Annotated in this window: 17 protein-coding genes; 4 read left to right on the plus strand and 13 right to left on the minus strand. The window is 72.4% G+C overall.

Annotated elements, in window-relative coordinates; translation table 11 throughout:
- Positions 1 to 862, plus strand: an 862-nt coding sequence (locus VGR37_17370) for a DnaJ C-terminal domain-containing protein (GenBank protein HEV2149181.1), incomplete at its 5' end; no start/stop codon positions are given.
- Between the two features lie 31 nt (positions 863 to 893).
- The gene (locus tag VGR37_17375) at positions 894 to 1,127 is read left to right on the plus strand and encodes a hypothetical protein (protein ID HEV2149182.1); all 234 of its coding nucleotides are present in this window, start codon (positions 894 to 896) and stop codon (positions 1,125 to 1,127) included.
- 124 nt (positions 1,128 to 1,251) lie between these two features.
- Here VGR37_17375 and VGR37_17380 read toward each other — a convergent pair whose 3' ends face one another.
- The 12 genes from VGR37_17380 to VGR37_17435 form a co-directional block, all read right to left on the minus strand.
- Positions 1,252 to 2,109: an RNA polymerase sigma factor RpoD/SigA gene (locus VGR37_17380; GenBank protein HEV2149183.1), complete on the minus strand. Its 858-nt coding sequence runs from the start codon at positions 2,107 to 2,109 to the stop codon at positions 1,252 to 1,254.
- A gap of 229 nt (positions 2,110 to 2,338) precedes the next feature.
- Complete coding sequence (gene lepB, locus VGR37_17385) at positions 2,339 to 3,139, minus strand: signal peptidase I (protein ID HEV2149184.1); 801 nt, start codon at positions 3,137 to 3,139, stop codon at positions 2,339 to 2,341.
- Positions 3,140 to 3,557: 418 nt separating this feature from the next.
- On the minus strand, positions 3,558 to 5,057 hold the full coding sequence (locus tag VGR37_17390) for an aldehyde dehydrogenase family protein (GenBank protein ID HEV2149185.1): 1,500 nt from the start codon (positions 5,055 to 5,057) through the stop codon (positions 3,558 to 3,560).
- A gap of 78 nt (positions 5,058 to 5,135) precedes the next feature.
- Positions 5,136 to 5,324, minus strand: a complete 189-nt coding sequence (locus VGR37_17395; protein HEV2149186.1) for a hypothetical protein — start codon at positions 5,322 to 5,324, stop codon at positions 5,136 to 5,138.
- A gap of 5 nt (positions 5,325 to 5,329) precedes the next feature.
- Positions 5,330 to 6,691 (minus strand): sigma-54 dependent transcriptional regulator, encoded by a 1,362-nt coding sequence (locus VGR37_17400; GenBank protein ID HEV2149187.1) that lies wholly within the window; start codon positions 6,689 to 6,691, stop codon positions 5,330 to 5,332.
- A 29-nt stretch (positions 6,692 to 6,720) separates the two neighbouring features.
- Positions 6,721 to 7,341, minus strand: a complete 621-nt coding sequence (locus VGR37_17405) for a hypothetical protein (protein ID HEV2149188.1) — start codon at positions 7,339 to 7,341, stop codon at positions 6,721 to 6,723.
- Between the two features lie 87 nt (positions 7,342 to 7,428).
- The gene (locus tag VGR37_17410; GenBank protein HEV2149189.1) at positions 7,429 to 8,604 is read right to left on the minus strand and encodes an aminotransferase class V-fold PLP-dependent enzyme; all 1,176 of its coding nucleotides are present in this window, start codon (positions 8,602 to 8,604) and stop codon (positions 7,429 to 7,431) included.
- Positions 8,605 to 8,612: 8 nt separating this feature from the next.
- Positions 8,613 to 8,852: a hypothetical protein gene (locus VGR37_17415; GenBank protein HEV2149190.1), complete on the minus strand. Its 240-nt coding sequence runs from the start codon at positions 8,850 to 8,852 to the stop codon at positions 8,613 to 8,615.
- Positions 8,849 to 9,679 carry an ATP-dependent sacrificial sulfur transferase LarE gene (larE, locus tag VGR37_17420; GenBank protein ID HEV2149191.1) on the minus strand — a complete coding sequence of 277 codons (831 nt, stop codon included), beginning with the start codon at positions 9,677 to 9,679 and terminating at the stop codon, positions 8,849 to 8,851. Before larE ends, VGR37_17415 begins: the two co-directional genes overlap by 4 nt.
- An 84-nt stretch (positions 9,680 to 9,763) precedes the next feature.
- Positions 9,764 to 10,405, minus strand: coding sequence for a signal peptidase II (locus tag VGR37_17425; protein HEV2149192.1), 642 nt, complete (start codon positions 10,403 to 10,405; stop codon positions 9,764 to 9,766).
- A 246-nt stretch (positions 10,406 to 10,651) separates the two neighbouring features.
- Complete coding sequence (locus VGR37_17430; GenBank protein HEV2149193.1) at positions 10,652 to 11,728, minus strand: hypothetical protein; 1,077 nt, start codon at positions 11,726 to 11,728, stop codon at positions 10,652 to 10,654.
- Between the two features lie 303 nt (positions 11,729 to 12,031).
- On the minus strand, positions 12,032 to 13,570 hold the full coding sequence (locus VGR37_17435) for a YifB family Mg chelatase-like AAA ATPase (protein HEV2149194.1): 1,539 nt from the start codon (positions 13,568 to 13,570) through the stop codon (positions 12,032 to 12,034).
- Positions 13,571 to 13,839: 269 nt separating this feature from the next.
- Between VGR37_17435 and VGR37_17440 the strand changes: the two genes are divergently transcribed.
- A complete protein-coding gene (locus VGR37_17440; GenBank protein HEV2149195.1) occupies positions 13,840 to 14,238 on the plus strand; it encodes a hypothetical protein in 399 nt (132 codons plus the stop codon).
- Positions 14,239 to 14,372: 134 nt separating this feature from the next.
- Positions 14,373 to 15,029, plus strand: coding sequence for an SOS response-associated peptidase (locus tag VGR37_17445; protein HEV2149196.1), 657 nt, complete (start codon positions 14,373 to 14,375; stop codon positions 15,027 to 15,029).
- A 16-nt stretch (positions 15,030 to 15,045) separates the two neighbouring features.
- Here the strand turns inward: VGR37_17445 and VGR37_17450 are convergent.
- Positions 15,046 to 18,968: ATP-binding protein (locus VGR37_17450; GenBank protein ID HEV2149197.1), on the minus strand; the 3,923-nt coding region annotated here is incomplete at its 5' end.

Here is an 18,968-nt window from a genome sequence, read left to right on the forward strand (position 1 = left end):
GCCGGGCGCCGGGGCGGGCCCCGGCGGCGCGGGCGGGATCAACTTCGAGGACATCGGCGACATCGGGGGCCTGGGCGACCTGTTCGGCTCCATCTTCGACCTCGGGCGCCGGCGCGGGGGCGCGCGCCCGGGCGGGCCGCAGCGCGGCGAGAACGTGGAGTACGCGGTGGAGATCCCCTTCGAGGTGGCGGTGCGGGGCGGGAAGCTCCCCATCGTTGTCCCCATCACGGAGGACTGTCCCATCTGCCACGGCTCCGGCGCGCGCCCCGGGACCGACCTGACCACCTGTCCGGAGTGCAAGGGACGAGGGACCGTCACGTTCGGGCAGGGCGGCTTCGCGGTGAGCCGCCCCTGTCCGGCGTGCTACGGGAAGGGGCGGATCCCCACCGACCCGTGCCCCACCTGCGCGGGGCAGGGGCAGGTGCGCCAGCAGCGGCAGATCCAGGTGACCGTCCCCGCGGGGGTGGACACCGGCTCCAAGGTGCGCCTCCCGGGGCAGGGCGGGACGGGGGCGGCCGGCGGCACGCCGGGCGACCTGATCGTCACCTTCCGGGTGCAGCCGGACCACTTCTTCACGCGCGAGGGGCTGGACCTGCTCTGCACGGTCCCCATCAACCTGGCGCAGGCCGCGCTCGGCTCGAAGATGGGGGTGCGGACGGTGGACGGGAAGAAGGTGGTGCTCCGCATCCCCCCCGGCACCCAGTCCGGGACCCGCTTCCGCATCAAGGGGCAGGGGGTGCGGAAGGGGGGCGAGCAGGGCGACCAGCTCGTGCGGGTGAACGTCACCGTGCCCGAGCAGCTCGGCGAGCGGGAACAGAAGTTGATGGAGGAGTTCGCCGAGGCCGCCGGTCTCAGGTATTGATCGAGCCGCAACGCGCTACCCCGGACTGCCGATGAGCCGTGTCTTCGTCGATGACGACCTGCTGACCTGGGAGGCGTACGCCTCCGGGGGGAGGTTCGGGCTTCCCGAGCACCCCAGGATCGTTTTCCACTGCCTCTCGGACCCGGCCGTCCGCGCGCGCTTCGTCGTCCACGAGGGCGACGAGGCGGACGCGGAGGAGACCGTGCACGAGGTCCCCGAGGATCGCCTCAAGGAGATGCTGAAGGGCTCCCGCGAGCTGGACTGAGCCCCACGGGAGCGCCGAATCGAAAGAGCCCCCTCTCCCAGCGGGAGAAGGGGCTCTTCGCCGTTCCGCACTCAGCACCGCTGTTCTACTTTCGCACTCCCTCACTCACGCACTTTCGCACTCCCTATGAGAGATACGTCTCCAGGAACCGCGCCCGCGACTGGTGCCGGAGCCGCAGCAGCGCCTTCTCCTTGATCTGCCGGACGCGCTCCCGGGTGATCCCGAACAGCTCGCCGATCTGCTCCAGCGTCATGGGCTCGGTGTCGCCCAGGCCGAAGTACAGGCGGAGGACCTTGGCTTCGCGCTCGGTGAGGGTGGCGAGTGCGTCCTCGATGGTGCGCTTGAGCGCCTCGCCGTACACCTCGTCGTCGGGGCCGGCGGCGCCCGAGTCGGAGAGGTAGTCCAGGAGCTGGCCGTCCTCGCCGGCCACCAGGGGCGCGTCGAGGGAAAGGTGCACCTGCGACATCGCCAGGGTGTGGCTCACCTCGTCGGCGGGAAGGTCCAGCTCCCCCGCGATCTCCTCCAGCGTGGGCTCGCGCCCCAGCTCCTGCGTGAGCGCGGAGGAGCGCTTCCCGATGCGGTGCACCGCGCCGGCCCGGCTGAGCGGCACCCGCACGATGCGCGACTGCTCGGCGAGCGCCTGGAGGATGGCCTGGCGGATCCACCAGACGGCGTAAGAGATGAACTTGATCCCCTTGGTCTCGTCGAACTTCCGCGCGGCGCGGATCAGCCCGATGTTCCCCTCGTTGATCAGGTCGGCCAGGGAGACCCCCTGGTTCTGGTACTTCTTCGCGACCGCCACTACGAAGCGGAGGTTGGACCGGACCAGCGTCTCCAGCGCTTCGTCCTCCCCCGCGCGGATGCGGCCTGCGAGCTCCGCTTCCTTCTCGCGCCCGATCAGCGGGTACTGGCTGATCTCGCGCAGGTATTGGTCGAGGGACTCGGATTCGACGGAGATCTTCTTCGGCGAGCGAATGCTCATGCGGGCGCTCCGGATGCGGAACAGAACGCGGAGGCGTGTGGGCACGGAGGGACCGGCGCGCGGTACGGCGGGGGCGCTGGAGGGTCCGAGGGAACCGGCCCGAAAGGAGAATACACGCGCTTGCGGAACGGGCCGCGCATGCGCGCGGAGCCACGGATTGAGTATGGAAAGGCGGCAGTAAAGTGTCAACCCCCGGCCGGAAATGTTTCCGGCCGGGGGGCGAGGGTTTTCAGGTGATCAGGCTGCCGATCCGTCCCCACCGGACCCCCGTCAGCCAGTCGAAGCTGCGGGCCAGGTCCTTCTCGAATGAGTAGTACACCAGGATCGGCCGCCCCTTGATGGACTCCTTGTCGACGAACCCCCAGTAGCGGGAGTCCTCGGAGTTGTCCCGGTTGTCGCCCAGGGTGAAGACCTTCCCTTCCGGGACGACGATGGGCCCCCAGTTGTCGCGCGTCGGGCGGTACCCCCGGCGCGACTTGCGGTCGCCCTCCAGGTAGCTGATCTGCCAGAGCATCTGCGGATCGCTGGGGTCCGTGATGGGATCGATGTGGCGCACGTACGGCTCGGCCTGCGGCTCGCCGTTGAGGTACAGCACCTTGTCGCGCATCTCCAGCGTGTCGCCGGGGAGCCCCACCAGCCGCTTCACGTAGTTTTTGGCCGGGTCGTGCGGTGGGAGGAAGACGATCACGTCGCCCCGCTCCGGCACCGCGAATGCGGGGAAGCGGGTGTGCGTCCCCGGGACCTCGGCCCCGTACACGGCCTTGTTGACCAGCAGGAAGTCGCCCACGAGGAGGGTGCGCTCCATGGACCCGGTGGGGATCTTGAACGCCTCCACCACGAAGGTGCGGATGGTCAGGAAGAGGAGGACCGCCGTGGAGATGGCCTTGAACCACTCCCACATCCACCGTCCCGTGGAGATGGACCCGCGGCTCTCGTCGGCGGTCTTGCGCCGCTCGTCGAAGACCCGCTCAGAGAGGATGCGCGGCTGCGGGAGCTCGCCCGGCCGTCCGTAGGGAGTGCTGCTGTCCATGAGCCTCGGCGCGCCCGGGGACGCGTGTGGCGGTGTCGCAGGGCACGCCTGGGCGTGCATACGTCCGTTCCTACCCTGCGGATGGGAAACCCGTTCCGTGGGGGAGGGGGACTCGTACGTCGGGGTACGTGTGGTGCGGCTCGCAGGTTTCGAGCCGGGGAGGGGGCCCCCTCTCCCCCCGGCCCCCTCTCCCCCGCAAGCGGGAGAAAGGGGGAGCAAAAAAGCCCCTCTCCCGCTTGCGGGGGATCGGAGGGGGCAAGTCTTTGGGAGGGGGCCTGCGTGAGGGATGCGAGCCCAAAGGGGCGAGACCCCGCGGCTCTTTGCGGGGGCTCGACTCCGTTGCACCCGGTCTTATCGTGTGCTACGGAGCCGCAGCCCGGCCCCCCGCCAGGGGGGACACGCCCAAACCAGCCGTAACTCAGTACGGCGACGCGTCGTAGTTGTCGATCTGCGCCCGCTGCAGCTTCCCCGAGTAGTCCAGGTAGCAGACCTTGGTCTCCGAGTAGAACTCGTAGACCTCCCAGCCGCCCTCGCGGTGCCCGTTCCCCGTCTGCTTCACGCCGCCGAAGGGGAGGTGCGCTTCCGCGCCGATGGTGGGCGCGTTCACGTAGGTGATGCCGTTGTCCAGGTCCTGGAAGGCCCGGAACGACGCCACGTTGTCGCGGGTGTAGATGGAGGAGCTGAGGCCGTACTGGACCTCGTTGTTGATGCGGATGGCTTCGTCCAGCTCCGAGAAGCGCATCACGGAGAGCACCGGCCCGAAGATCTCCTCCAGCGCGAGGCGCGACCCGGGTTTCACGCCGGTGAAGATCGTCGGCTGGAAGAAGAAGCCGTCGTCCAGGCCATCGCCGGTGGCGCGCTCGCCGCCCAGGGCCAGCGTAGCCTCCTGCTTCCCCATCTGCACGTACTCCTCCACCTTCTGCCGGGAGGAGGCGTGGATCAGCGGCCCCACGTCCACGCCCTCGTCCAGCCCGTAGCCCAGCCTCAGCTCCTTCGCGCGGTCGACGAGGCGCTCCACGAACCGGTCGTGGATCTCGTCCTGGAGGAGGAGGCGCGAGGTGGCGGTGCACCGCTGTCCGGTGGTGCCGAACGCGCCCCAGAGGACGCCGTCCAGCGCCAGGTCGAGGTCGGCGTCGGCCATGACGATCTGGGCGTTCTTCCCGCCCATCTCCAGCGACAGGCGCTTGTGCATGCGCCCGCACGCCTGGCCGATGTGCGACCCCGTGTCGGTGGAGCCGGTGAAGGAGATGGCCGGGATCTCCGGGTGCTCGACCATGGCGGCGCCCACCTCCTCGCCCAGCCCGTGCACCAGGTTGACGACGCCCGCGGGGATGCCGGCCTCCTCCAGGATCTCCACCAGGAGCGAGACGGTGTGCGGGGTGTCCTCGGCCGGCTTGATGATGACGCTGTTCCCGCACACCAGCGCCGGGAACATCTTCCAGGTGGGGATCGCCAGCGGGAAGTTGAAGGGGGTGATGAGCCCGGTCACGCCGATGGGGCGCCGGGTGGTCATCGCCCACTTGTTGCGCAGCTCGGACGGGACGGTGTGCCCGAAGAGGCGGCGGCCCTCGACGCCGGCGTAGTACGCGGTGTCGATCCCCTCCTGCACGTCGCCGCGGGTCTCCGTGAGCACCTTCCCCATCTCGCGGGTGGCGGCGCGGGCGATCTCGTCCTTCCGGGCGGTGAGCAGGTCGCCCACCTTCCGCAGCACGTCGCCGCGGGCGGGGGCGGGGGTGACGCGCCACTCGGCGTAGCCCCGCTTGGCCGCCTCGACCGCGCGGGCCACGTCCTCCCTGCCGGAGCGCGGCCAGAGGCCGATCAGGTCGCTCTGCTTCGCCGGGTTCCGGTTCTCGAAGTACTCGCCGGTGGCGGGCTCCACCCACTCGCCGCCGATGAAGTTTTTGAACTTGTCCGCCATCTCTCTGCCGGTTCGGTGTTCCGTTGGGATCGGCCCGCCAATCTAACCGGCCGCACGGCACGGCGCCAACGGGGGCGTTCAGAGCACGCCCCACCCCAGCAGCAGCGTGGCCGCTCCGGCGAGGAGCATGCTCCAGAGCGCCCAGAGCTTGTAGAACGCCAGCTCCGGGTGCAGGCGCTTGTACAGCCACGCCAGCAGCCACCCGCCCCCGAAGGCTCCCGCCAGGAAGGCGAGCGCCAGGACCGCCCAGCCGAGCCCGCTCTGCACCGGCGCTACTCCTCCCGGACCAGCTCGTAGCGCTCGATCTTCTTGTACAGGTTGGAGCGGGGCATGTCGAGGATGCGTGCGGTCTCCGAGACGTTCCAGTCGTTCTCGCGCAGCTTCTGGAGGATGAAGGCGCGCTCGGCCGCCTCCTTGAACTCGGAGAAGGTGCGCGAGGCCAGCAGGTCGGACGAGAGGCCGCCGCCGCGCGCCTGCCCGGTGACCAGGAGATCCACGTCGTCGGCGGTGACGGTGTCGCGGGGCGCCAGGATCAGCAGGCGCTCCACGGTGTTGCGCAGCTCGCGGACGTTGCCGGGCCAGTCCAGCCGCTGCAGCGCCTCCACCGCCTCCGGGGCGAAGCCGCGCGGCCGGAGCATTCCCTCGCGGGTACCCTGGCCGACGAAGTGCTGCACCAGCAGGGGGATGTCCTCGCGCCTCTCGCGCAGCGGGGGGACGTGCAGGGGGATGACGTTGAGGCGGTAGTACAGGTCCTCGCGGAAGCGCCCCTGCCGGATCTCCTCCTCCAGGTCCTTGTTGGTGGCGGCGAGGACGCGCACGTCCACCTTGATGGGCTTGGCGCCGCCGACGCGGGTCACCAGCCCTTCCTGGAGGGCGCGGAGCACCTTGGCCTGGGCGGCGTGGCTCATGTCGCCGATCTCGTCCAGGAAGAGCGTCCCCTCGTTGGCCAGCTCGAACTTGCCGGCGCGGTCCTCGTAGGCGCCGGTGAAGGAGCCCTTCATGTGCCCGAACAGCTCGGACTCGATCAGCTCGGAGGGGATGGCGGCGCAGTTGACCTCGACGAAGGGGCCGCTGGCGCGCGGGGAGAGCCGGTGCACGGCGCGGGCGACCAGCTCCTTCCCCGTGCCGTTCTCGCCGGTGATCAGCACGCGCGCGTCGGTGGGCGCCACGCGCTCCACGCGCTCCAGGAGCTGCCGGACGGGGAAGCTCTTCCCCACGATCTGGTGCCGCCCCTCCACCTCGCCGCGCAGGCGCGCGTTCTCGGCCACGAGCCCGCGCTGCTGCAGGGCGTTGCGGAGCACCAGGAGGATGCGGTCGGTGTCGAGCGGCTTCTCCAGGAAGTCGTAGGCGCCTCGGCGCGTGGCCTCCACGGCGGTCTCGATGGTGCCGTGGCCGCTGATCATCACCACCAGCGCGGCCGGGTCCATCTCGCGGATGCGCGTGAGCGCCTCCAGCCCGTCCATCCGCGCCATCTTCACGTCCATGAAGGTCAGGTCCGGACGGAAGTCGGGGTAGATGGAGAGGGCCTCGCCTGCGCTCCCCGCGCTGCGGACCTCGTGGTCCTCGTACTCCAGGAGCTGGGCCAGGACGTGCCGGATCCCCTGCTCGTCGTCCACCACCATGATGCGTGCCATGTCGTTTTCGCCCGGGTGCTCGGTGCGGATCAGGGAGTGAGGACCAGCTCGCCGCCCTCCACGGTGGCGCCGCCGACGCCGTCGGGGAGGGGGAGGGGATACGCCGTGGGCGCCAGCCCCGCCTCGTCGCGGCGCCCCATGCTGTGCAGCGCCTGGGGGTAGAGGCGGTCCGGGATGGGGATGCCGGCGAAGGTGATCCGCCGCACCTCGTAGGCGGCGCGCCCGGGCTGCAGCGGCCGCAGGTGGCCGATGATGTCCACGTCGGCGGTGTCCGGGAGGAAGGCGCGCGCGGCGCCCAGCTCGGGCAGGCTGGGGATCCGGTCGCTCGGCACCCGCGCCATCAGCCGGAGGGTGTCGCCGCGGAACGCCACCGCGGGAGCCACCAGGTCGCCCGGGATGCGGTCGCGGAGGCGGTACCGCAGCAGGCTGGTGAACTCCACCTCGTTGAGGCGGACCGTCTCTCCGCTTCCGGTCAGGCGCGCTAGCTTGGCCTCGGCCTGCGCCGCGGCCTCGGGCGACACCCGGGTCACCACGGGCTCGCCGCGCCCCATGAGCCGCGCCAGAGGCTCGCGGAAGAGCCACCAGCCGCCCGCCAGCAGCAGCACGAACACGAACCCCGCCACGACTCCGCCCGACCTTCTCCTCGCCATTCGCTCTCTCCCCGCTGGGGTGTCTCCGTGCGCGTGCACCGGACGCTGTTGTAACGCGAAAGGCCGCGGACGGTTCCGCGGCCCGGCTCAGCGGCCCTGTCCCGCCGCCTCCCGGCAGACCGCCGCGGTCGCCGCGACCGCGTGGTCGACCTCCGCCTCCGTGGTCGCCCAGCCGACGGAGAAGCGCACGGCGCCGGTCTCGAGCGTCCCCAGGAGGCCGTGCGCTTCCGGGGCGCAGTGCAGGCCGGCCCGGGTGAGGACGCCGTGCTCGCGGTCGAGCCGCAGCGCCAGCTCGTGCGCCTCGATTCCTTCCGCCTCGACGGTGACGATCCCCACTCCCTCCGGCGAGTCCGGGGAGAGGACCCGTACGCCGGGGATGGCGCCGAGTCCGCCGTGCAGCCTCGCCTTGAGGGCGGCCTCGCGGGCGTGCAGCGAGTCCACCCCCGCGTCGAGCACCCAGCGTACCCCGGCCAGGAGACCCGCGATCCCGGGGCCGTTCAGCGTCCCCGCCTCCAGCCGGTCCGGGTACGCCTCGGGCATCCCGGACGCCGCGGAGTCGCCCCCGGTGCCGCCCGAAAAGACCGGGGCGACCTCCACCCCCTCCCGCACCCAGAGCCCCGCCGTCCCCTGCGGGCCGAGCAGCCCCTTGTGCCCGGCGAAGGCGAGCAGGTCCACCCGAAGCTCCTCCACTCGCACCGGGAGGTGGCCGGCGCTCTGCGCCGCGTCCAGCAGCACCAGCGTCCCGTGCGCGCGGGCGACCTCGGCCAGCGCGGCGACGGGGAGCACGGTGCCCAGGAGGTTGGACGCGTGCGGGAGCACGAGGAGGCGCGCGGGGCGGCCGTCGCCGCGGATCGCCCGCTCGGCCTCGTCCAGGTCGACGGCGCCCTCCGTCGTCCCGGCGAGGACGGTCTCCCGGACGCCCTCTGCGGCCAGGCCGGCGACGGGACGGCGCACGGAGTTATGGTCGTACGCGGTGCGCACCACCCGGTCGCCGGGACGGAGGACGCCGCGGAGGGCGGCGTTGAGCGCGTGGGTGGTGCTCGGCTGGAAGGTGATCCGCCCCGGGTCGCCGGGGACCCCGAGCAGCTCGGCGACGGCGAGGCGGCAGCGGACGACCACGCGCCCGGCGGCGAGGGAGAGCCGGTGTCCCGCGCGCCCCGGCGTGGCGCCCACGTCGCGCAGGTAGGCGGCGACGGCCTCGACCACCGCGTCCGGCCGGATGGCGGAAGTGGCGGCGTAGTCGAGGTAGACCAGGGGGTCCATGGCGGGGCTCAGCCGCCGGGCTCCAGGTCCAGCGCGACGTAGCGGAAGCCGAGCCGCTTCAGCGCCTCGGCCAGGCGCGCGCCCTCCTTCCCGGCGAGGCGGTCCCACACGTCGGCGGGGACCTGGACCGCGGCGATCTCGGACTCGTGCCCCTCTACGGAGACGCGGCCGGGGATCCCCCGCTCGGCCAGGAGCTCCGCGGCGCGCGCGATCCGCTCGTCGGGCCGGACCGGGGCGGCCGCACTCACAGGCCGCCTCCGAGCTGCACCAGCTGCGCGGAGGCGAGCCCCTCGTTCAGGGCGCCGCGGCGGTACCCCTGCAGGTCGAGCAGGACGCGGTCGAAGCCGGCCTCGCGCACCGTGCGGGCGAGCTCGGCGCGCAGCGGCCCGACGCGCTCCAGCTCCGCCGGGGCCACCTCCAGCCGGGCGACCGTCCCGTGGTGCCGGACGCGGAAGTCGCGGAAGCCCAGGGCGCGCAGCCCGGACTCGGCGCGCTCCACCTGCCGGAGGCGCTCGGGGGTGACGGCCAGCCCGTAGGGGAGGCGGGAGGCGAGGCAGGGGGCGGCGGGCTGGTCCCAGGTGGGGAGCCCCAGCTCGCGCGACCAGGCGCGGATCTCGTCCTTGGTGAGCCCGGCTTCGAGGAGCGGGGAGCGGACGCCGTGCTCATGCGCCGCCACGGCGCCGGGGCGGTGGTCGCCCACGTCGTCGGCGTTGGAGCCGTCGAGCACGGCGCGGATGTCGCGCTCGCGCGCGACCTCCGCCAGCTTCCCCCACAGCTCCGTCTTGCAGAAGTAGCAGCGGTTGCTGGGGTTGGCGGCGTAGCGGGGGTCGCTCACCTCGTCGGTGGGAACCTCCAGCCAGGCAATGCCGAAGCGCTCCGCCACCTCGCGCGCCGTGTCCTCCATCCAGGAGGGGACGCTCGCACTCTTCCCGGTGACGGCCAGGACGTTGTCGCGCCCCAGAACCTCCACGGCGACGCGGGCCAGGAAGACGGAGTCCACCCCGCCACTGTACCCCACCACCACCGAGCCGCACTCGCGCAGCGCGGCGCGCAGCCGCTCCCGTTTCTCCTGCAACGCCATCTCCTGTTCACCCTCCGCGGAAGACCGTATCCCCCTCAAGGTATGCGGTCTTCCGGGTACCCCGCCAGCGGCGGCGGGTCAGGCGCGGGCGAGCGGGCGCGCGCCCGGGGAGGGAACGGTCTGCCGGGGGGCCCTCCGGGCGCGCCCCCGGAGCTCGAAGAGGATCACGGGGACGGCGAGGGGGATGGCGGCGAAGAGCGCGACGTCGGCGACGTTCCCGGGCGGGAGCCAGAGGTCGCCCCAGGCGAAGGACAGGTAGTCGGTGACGCCCCAGTGCAGCGCGCGCTCGCCCAGGTTCCCCAGCATTCCCCCGTAGGCCAGGCCGGCGAAGGCCCAGGCCCACTCCCGCTCGCCGGGCCGCAGCCGGTGCATCCGCCCGACCACCTGGAAGACGACGAGGAAGGCGACCGCCCCGGCGACCAGGGCGATTCCCTGGCGTACGGCGATGGGGAAGCCGTCCCAGAGCCCGAGCATCATCGCGTCGTTGCGCACGTGCCACAGCGCGACGCGCCCCCGCCACACCTCCACGAAGCCCTCCAGCGGCACCGAGGCGGCCACGGCGGCCTTGGTCGTCCAGTCGAGCAGGGCGACGCCGAGCGCCAGCGCCAGGACCACGCGCCAGCCCCGGTTGGGCTCGAAGTCCGAGCGGCGGCGGCCTCCGGTCCGGCGGGCGCGGCGCTCGCCCTGGAGGCGGCGGAAGAGTGCGGTGAGGCGGTTCATGCGGCGAGGAGCAGGAGTTCGGGTCTGCGGTTCCGGGGCGTTCGGGGGGCTTTTTGCAAGCCGGGTGCCGGATCGGAACGGATGAAAAAAACGCCCCCGGAAAAGGTTCCGGGAGCGCCCTCGCTGCATCCTTCCGTCACATCGGCCCTCGGCGACTCTTCGAACAGGTGCTACAGTTCCGCACGTATCCCACGCCGAGCCCCATACGGCCCAGATCTTCGTTCGCGGCTCGGGAGGGGCCTCGGCTCACGCTCTTCCTATGGAAGGGCATGCAGCCTCCCCGATGACGTAACGATCGACGAAGGCGCTGGCCCTCTGACCCTCCACCTTCTGCTGGAGGACGAAAAGCGTATCCCCCCGGAACGCCGTGTAGGGCTGTGCGTCCGCCGCCACCTCGATGGCATGGTCCGGACAAGTCGTTTTGAAGTCTCCGGACAGGATGCTCAGATATACGTTCGCCGTAATCAGATCTCCGGAAATCGTCTGGTCGTAGTGAACGGCTGCGAAACTACCACTCGGCAGGCGATGTAGCCGGAACAGCGCGGAGTTGGCACTGAACATCTCCGGGAACTCCATCCCGCCCAGCCGTTTTACGATGTTCTTCATCTCTCCCCGGCGCTTTCGAACCGGGATGGGTAGGGTGTCGATCGTGGACCCATCCGCCCGGAGTCGCACGAGCCGGTTGAGACCCATGAAGCCTGCCAGAACCGTGTCGGACCATTCCACGACCTGAATGCCGTTGTAGATTCCCGCCAGTGGCTCCGACTCGAGGAATTCACCCGGGAGCTCACCCAGATACCGGATGGACGACGCTTCCGGTGACCACACTCCAAGGGAAGTTCTACGTGGCCGATTCTGGATTCCGAGCCAGACCTTGTTCCCGTGGGGCTGCATGGAGGTCAAGACTCCATCGAAACGAACTCCGCCGTTGAACTCTCCCGTGGCTCGGTCGTAGCGGACGAAGCGCTGCCCCCCAACGTCCGCCACCAGCAGCTCTCCATTGTGCACAGCCACGGCTCCCGGATCGGAGATCTCCCCCGGGCCCTCGCCCCGCTTTCCGTACACGCGGTCCAGTGTGCCTGATGGAGAAAAGGCCAGCACCCGGCCCCAGAATCCATCACTCACGTACAGATTCCCGTTGTCGGGATCGAGTGCCAGCGCAGCCGGCTTTCCAACGTAGAGCGAGTCGGTTTCCACAAGGTGGATCGGCTCCAGCTTCGTGAGCTGCAGGCTCTCTGCGGGCGGTTCCTGATGAGGGCCAGAACAGCCGGCGCCCGCCGGGAGGTATAGCAAGCAGATCAGTAGCCTGGATCTCTTGGTCATGCGTACACCCCATCTCAGGGACCTGGAAAAAAGCCGCACTCCTCAGCCACTGCGCGGTTGCACTGCGCAGTTGGGTTATCGGTGAATCCAGAGCGTGCTACCCGCCGGCATACACTACTGCCCGTCGGGCAGACGTGCCCCATTTCCGAATTGTAGTCCCCAACTGCGTCGATGCAATGCGTACCGTTTGAGAGCGGCTCGCCGCAAGAACGCGAGATCTATGATCTGTTGGCATACCGACCTCACCGTCGGCGGCAGAACGTTCCCAGGTTGGCATCCGCCCGGCTCTCTGCTGCAGCCGTTCTACCCTTTCAGCATCCGGTCTAGCGAGCGGTACTGGATGGCCTCAGAGACGTGCCCCGTCCCGATCTCCGCCGCCGCGTCCAGGTCGGCGATGGTACGGGCGATCTTGAGGATGCGGTGGTATGCCCGCGCCGAGAGCCCCAGGCGGGAGATGGCGGTGCGCAGGAGCGCGTCGGCGCCCTCGCCTACCCGGCAGAACTCGCGGATGTCGCGCGCGGCCATGTGCGCGTTGGCGTGCACGTCGCCGCGGCCGGCGAAGCGCTCCCGCTGGCGGTCGCGCGCCCGGGTGACCCGCTCGCGGATCGCCGCCGAGGGTTCGCCGGAGCGGCGGTCGGTCAGGTCGTTGTACTGGACGGCCGGCACCTCCACGTGCAGGTCGATGCGGTCCAGGAGCGGGCCGGAGACGCGGGCGAGGTAGCGCTGCACCGACTGGGGGGCGCAGGTGCAGGGCTTCTGGGCGTCGCCGTAGTGGCCGCAGGGGCAGGGGTTCATGGCGGCCGCGAGCATGAAGCGCGACGGGTACGTCAGGCTCATGGCGGCGCGCGAGATGGTGACCTCGGAGTCCTCCAGCGGCTGCCGTAAGACCTCCAGCACGTTGCGCCGGAACTCCGGCAGCTCGTCCATGAAGAGCACCCCGTGGTGCGCGAGCGAGACCTCGCCCGGCTTGGGTGACGATCCGCCGCCGATGAGCCCGGCGTCCGAGATGGTGTGGTGCGGCGAGCGGAACGGGCGCACCGCCACCAGCGCCTCTCCCGCGCCCAGGAGCCCCGCGACCGAGTGGATCTTGGTGGTCTCGAGCGCCTCGTCCAGCGTGAGCGGGGGGAGGATGGTGGGGAGCCGCCGGGCGAGCATCGTCTTTCCCGAACCGGGCGGGCCGACGCAGAGGATGTTGTGAGCTCCGGCCGCGGCCACCTCCAGCGCACGCTTCGCGTGCTCCTGCCCCTTCACGTCCGCGAAGTCGCAATCGTACTCCGACGAGGTGCGGAAGAGCGCGTCCCGGTCGATCTCCGCCGCCGGCAGCTCCCCTCGGCCCTCCAGGAAGCGCACCACGTCGCCCAGCGTCTTCGCGCCGCGCACCTCCAGCCCGTCCACCACCCCCGCCTCGGCGACGTTCTCCTCGGGGAGGATCAATCCCCGCAGCCGGGCGTCCCGCGCCGCGACGGCGATCGAGAGGGCGCCGCGCACCGGCCGCAGCTCGCCGTCGAGCCCCAGCTCCCCCAGGAGCGCGAAGCTCTCCAGCTCCCCGTTGGCGGCCACCTGGCCCGTCCCGGCAAGGATGCCGACGGCGATCGGGAGGTCGAAGGCGCTCCCCGACTTCGCCACGTCCGCCGGGGCGAGGTTCACCGTGATCCGCTTCGGCGGGACGATGAAGCCGCTGTTCTGGATGGCGGCGACCACCCGGTCCTTCCCTTCCTTCACGGCGCCCTGCGGGAGGCCCACGGTGGAAAAGGAGGGAAGTCCGCTGGCGACGTCCGCCTCGACGGTGACGAGGTACGCGTCGATGCCGAGGACGGCACCGGAAAGGGCACGTGCGAGCACTGGGAGAGCGGGCGCGGGAGGTGATCGAGAGCGTGTGCGGCAGCCGGCAGGGAGCACGGCGCCCCGCTGAGTCTCGGCACGTTCCGGCTCCGCCTTCACCTCTTCCGATGCCGGAGCCGCTCCCGGACCGCGCACGCTGGCCCTGCTCTGCGCGGGCACTTTGCGTCTCCCCTTGTGGCCCGCGCGGGGTGCGCCTATACTGGCGTGTGTAACCTCACCGATAGTTTACGTAGAGCACAAAAAGGTGCTCGCCCCCCGCGGAGGCGGCCGTGACCGGCCCCAAACGCGGGGTCTCCATCGCCCGCATCCGCGAGGCCCTGGCGCGCTGGGTGGAGAAGACGTCGCTCCGGCAGGCCGCGCGCGAGACCGGGATGAGTCCCACCGGGCTGCGGAAGGTGCTCGGCGGCTCCCGGCTCCACACGTCCACCGAGCGGAAGCTGCTGGCCTGGTACCTCCGCCACCTCGCGCGGCAGGGGGAGCACGCTGCCGCCGATGTCGACACGGCCGCCGCCGCGCTCGACCTGCTGACCGAGGGTCTGCCGGCCCCGACCCGCGGGATGGTGGCCGCGGGGCTCCTTCGCCGAATCGCCGAGGGGTACCGCCAGGCCGGCCTCCCCGTGCCCGCGTGGGTGGAGACGCTGCGGAGCGACGCCTCCGGGCGCGAGTAGGGGAGCCGGGACGCCGCGGAAACGGGAGCCTCCCCGCGGGGCTCCCGGTTTTTTTCATTGCCCGCCGCGTCGACCGGCCCTATTCTGCCAGCCGTAGGGGGGGCTGCCGGGAGGAGACCGACTCGGAGGGAGCCATGTGCGGACGCTACGGAGAGACGGAGAGCGCGGAAACGCTCGCCCGGCGGTTCGGGGCCGCGCTGCGGGCGCCCGCGACGGGGCCCCGCTACAACATCGCCCCCACGCAGCACGCCCCCGTGCTGGTGCGCGACGGCGGCGGGCTCTTCCTGTCGCTGTTCCGCTGGGGGCTCCGTCCCGGCTGGGCGCGCGACGGCGCCCCCGAGCCGATCAACGCGCGCTCGGAGGATGCCGCCGGGAAGCCGTACTTCCGAGCGGCGTGGCGAAGCCGGCGGTGCGTGGTCCCCGCCTCCGGCTTCTACGAGTGGCGGAAGACCGCGGACGGCAAGGTGCCGCACTGGATCCGCCGCGCCGACGGGGAGCCGCTCACCCTGGCCGGGCTCTGGGAGGTGTGGACGCCGCGGGACGCAGAGCCGGTGCACTCCTTCTGCATCCTGACCACCGGCCCCAACGAGGCCATGCGTCCCATCCACGACCGGATGCCGGTGATCCTGGACGCGGAGGAGCGCGACACCTGGCTGGACCCGGGCGCCGACCCGGCCGCCCTGCAGCCGCTCATGCGCCCCTGGGCGGGCGAGCTGCGCGCCCACCCCGTCTCCACCCGCGTCAACTCCCCCCGCAACGACGGCCCCGAGCTGATCGAACAGGCCGGGTGACCCGCCGCCGGACCGGTCAGCCGGCCGCCGCGGCGTCCCCGCCCGCGGCGCGCAGCCGCAGGTGCACCGTCGTCCCGCTGCCGGGCTCCGAGTCCATCGTCACCTCGCCGCCCCACGACTCCACCAGCCGCCGCACGATCGCCAGCCCCAGCCCGGTCCCGCTGGTGCGGGTGGAGAACTGCGGCTCGAAGACGCGCGGGAGGAGCTCTGCCGGGATCCCCTCGCCGGTGTCCTCCACGTTCAGGATCGCCCAGGCGCCGCCCCCCGCCGGGGCGGCGGTGATCCGGATCTCCCCGCCCTCCGGGAGCGCGGCGCGGGCGTTCTCCAGCAGGTTCACGAGCACCTCCTTCAGCTCGCCCACGCGGGCGAAGGCGTCCGGCGTCCCCGGGTCGACCTCCACCCGGTAGGCGATGCCGTCGTCGGTGCCGCGGTAGAGCGCCAGCGTCTCGTCCACCACCGGCCCCAGCCTCACCACCTCCACGCCGCCCGCGGCCTGCGCGGGGGCGCCGAAGCGCGCGAAGGCCCTTGCGATCTCCCCCAGGCGGTCGATCTCGCCGAGGATGGCCTCCACGTTCCGGTTCAGGATCTGCTCGAAGTCCGCCCTCCCGTCCGCGTGGGCGCGGCGGAGGTGCTGCACGGAGAGCTTGATGGGGGTGAGCGGGTTCTTGATCTCGTGCGCCACCTGGCGCGCCATCTCGCCCCAGGCCAGCACCCGCGCCGAGCGCATCTCCGTGGTCACGTCCTCCAGCACCACCACCGCGCCTCCCGTCCCGGTCTCCCCGCGCAGCCGCCGCAGCCGCAGACGGATCACGCGGCCCTCGATCTCCACCTCCTCCCCGTGCTCCAGCGCGCCGGAAAGGCGGAAGTCGCGCACCGCGCGCGCCAGCTCCGCCGCGACGGGAGTCGCTTCCGGGACGGGGCTCCCGGTCTCCACGCCGGTCCCCAGGATCTCCGCTGCGCGGGCGTTGATCAGCGCCACCCGCCCCGCGGTGTCCAGCGCCAGCACCCCCGTGCCCGCCTCCGCGACCACCGCCTCCGTGCGGCGCGTCTCGCGCTCCAGCGCCGCCCGCGTCCGGCGGAGGCGCAGCACCATGCGGTTGAAGGAGCGGTAGAGTCCCCCGAACTCGTCCTCGCGCGTCTCGCGGAGGCGGATCCCCAGGTTCCCGGCGCCCACCGCCGCCGCAGCCCGGCTCAAGTCGTCGATGGGGCGGGACAGGGCGCGCCCGACGAAGAAGGACAGGATGAGGGAGAGCGCCCCGCCCAGGAGGACCGCCAGGAGCACCGCGTTCCCCAGCTCCCGCTGCCGCCGTGCGATCTCGCCGGAGGCCAGCGCGGTGGGGGCGGCGAGCACCTGCGCGGGCGAGACGCGCCGGTACGCCACCAGGTACTCGCGGCCGGCCAGCTCGCGCTCCTCGATGTCCCGGACCGCCTCGCCGCTGCTGAAGAAGAGGAAGAAGGAGGGCGGGAGCCAGGTGTTGTACAGCCCCAGCTCCAGCACCTCCGGCGACGAGGCCGCCGTCAGCACGCCGCGGTCGTACAGGAGGAGGTCCGCCCGCACCCGCTCGGCGAGCGCAGGGAGCGGTGGGCCCGGGACCTCCGCCGCGGCCTGCTCCAGCGCGCGCTCCGCCAGGGCCGCGGCGGTTCGCACCACCTCGCGCGAGAGCGCCTGGTACGCCGTGGCCCCGAAGGCGGCCATGGGGAGGAGGAAGAAGGCGAACAGCGCCAGGGTGAGCCGGCCTCGGAAGGTCCCGGCCCACACCCACTCCGGCGCCCCCAGCCCCAGCGGCTCGCCGCAAAGGGTGCGCGCCACGGTCCAGAGCACGGCCATGATTCCCAGCGCGAACGCCAGCACCAGCGCGGCGCGGACGCCGAGGAGGAAGGGCGACGGCGTGCGGATCAGCAGGTGCGCGTGCATGGGCCCGCCCGGGAAGCGCACCGCCGTCTCGCTCCGCCACCCCTCCGGCGTGTGGATCCACTGCAGCCCCTCCGGCTCCTGGCCCGCGGCGGCCTCCATGCCCGCCACCGGCACCAGCGAGAGCGAGGTCGGCCCGCCCTCCTCGTCCGGCTCGCGCCCGGGGTCGAGGAAGCGGGCGAGCGCCCCCGAGCGGCCCAGGTGCGCCCGCGGCGGCACCGCCACGGTGATCGCCCGGCCGCCGGGGAGGGGGACCAGCAGGAGGTAGTGGACCTCGGGCTGGTCCGTGTACCGCTCCACGATGGGCTCCTCGGCGTACGCGGCGCGGGCCAGGAGCGGCGCCAGCAGCGAGTCGGGGAGCGCCACGTCGGTCAGGCGGAGCTCCGAGGTGGGCGTGCCGCCGCTCCAGAGGGTGACGCGCGCCTCGTACCCCTCCTTGGCGAGCCCCGCGCCCACCCAGCTCTGGTAGAGGAGCCCCACCCCCTCGCGCCCCTCGCCCGCGTTCATCAGCGCCCGCTCCGCGAACTGGCGCAGGAGGAAGTCCAGGTACGGGTCCGGGACGGTTCCCAGGCGGGCCAGCTCGCGCTCCGCGCTCCCCAGCCGCGCCTCCAGGTGCCCCACCCAGAGCCCGGAGGCGGCGACCGTCACCCCGATCCAGCCGGCCGCCAGCCAGGGAAGGAGGCTGCCGCGCCCCGTGCGGGTCCGGGCGAAGCCCACCGCGAAGAGCCCGAACGGCAGCGCCCAGAGCGCGGGCGTCCACACCGGGACCTCGCGCCCGGGCCGCCACCAGAGCACCGTCGCCACCCCCAGCGCCAGCGACAGGAGCAGGGCCGGCAGCCACCAGCGCGTCCCCAGGTCGCGCCCCGGCTCGCCGGGCGGGGCGGGGAAGAGGAGGAAGAGCGGGACGGCGACCGCGAGCGTGGCGGCCATCACGAGCGAGATCCCGCCGGCCGAGTGGGCCGCCTGCAGCCCCTGCGAAGCGGAGTCCTGCACCAGGCGGAGCGCCAGCGGGAGGACCAGGGCCGCGGCGGCCACCCGGAGCGCCGTGCGCAGCCGGGCGCGGCTGCGGAGCGGGCGGGGGTGCGTGAGCATCCACACCGAGCCGCCGGTGAGGAGCACCATCAGCGGGCCCAGGGTGACGTCCACGGGGAGGGGAAGGAGGAAGCCTAGCGGCGAGAACACCTCCTCCGTCCCCGTCATCTCCCCGAGCGGCGCCACGAAGAGCGCCAGCGTCGCGGCCGAGACCGGGACCCCCGGGGGCCCCCTGCGGCGGCGGTACCACGCCGCCGCCAGGAGCGCGAAGCCCAGGCCCCACCCCACCGCCACCCCCCACCTCCCCCGCGCCACGATCCGGTCCCGCCACCGCTCCTGCGTGAGCCGCACGAAGGAGACGCTGAGGATGGGGCCGTCGCTCGACCAGTCCCACACCGACTCCCCCTGCGCCAGCGCCGGCGGGGTGAAGCGCGGGGTGATCCCGTGGCGGGCGGCGAAGATCTCCGAGAACGGCCTCGTCCCCTCTCCGGCGGAGACGTTGGCCTCCAGGAGGATGGCGGCCACGGCCGTGCGTCCGTCCGCGAAGCCGCGCGAGAAGTACAGGTAGCCGAAGACCGGCCCCGCCGAGAAGAAATACGGGCGGATCCCCCGCCGCACCGAGTCCGGGACCGTCCCGCGGTGCTCCCCGGCCCAGGCCACCGGCGCGCCGTCCGGCCCGTACACCACCACCGCGGACACCTCGGTCTCCTGCTGCAGCCGTCCCAGCCCCTCGAACAGCTCCGCGCGCGAGCCCGCCGCCCGCGCCGCGGCGATCGCCCCGTCGGTCGCCGTCTCGCCGCGGTCCACCAGGGCGTTCAGGTCCTCGCCCAGCGCCTCGCCCGCCTCCTCCTCGATCAGGATGCGCACCAGCTCCCAGTCCGCGGCCACCCGGTCGAGCCGCACCTGGACCCCGGCCGCGGTCCCGGCCGCCAGCCAGAGCGCCGCCGCGGCCCCCAGCCCCCATCGGCCGCCCCCGCGCGCCGCCAGCAGCGTCC

It is taken from the genome of Longimicrobiaceae bacterium (assembly GCA_035936415.1).
Taxonomy (GTDB): domain Bacteria; phylum Gemmatimonadota; class Gemmatimonadetes; order Longimicrobiales; family Longimicrobiaceae; genus JAFAYN01.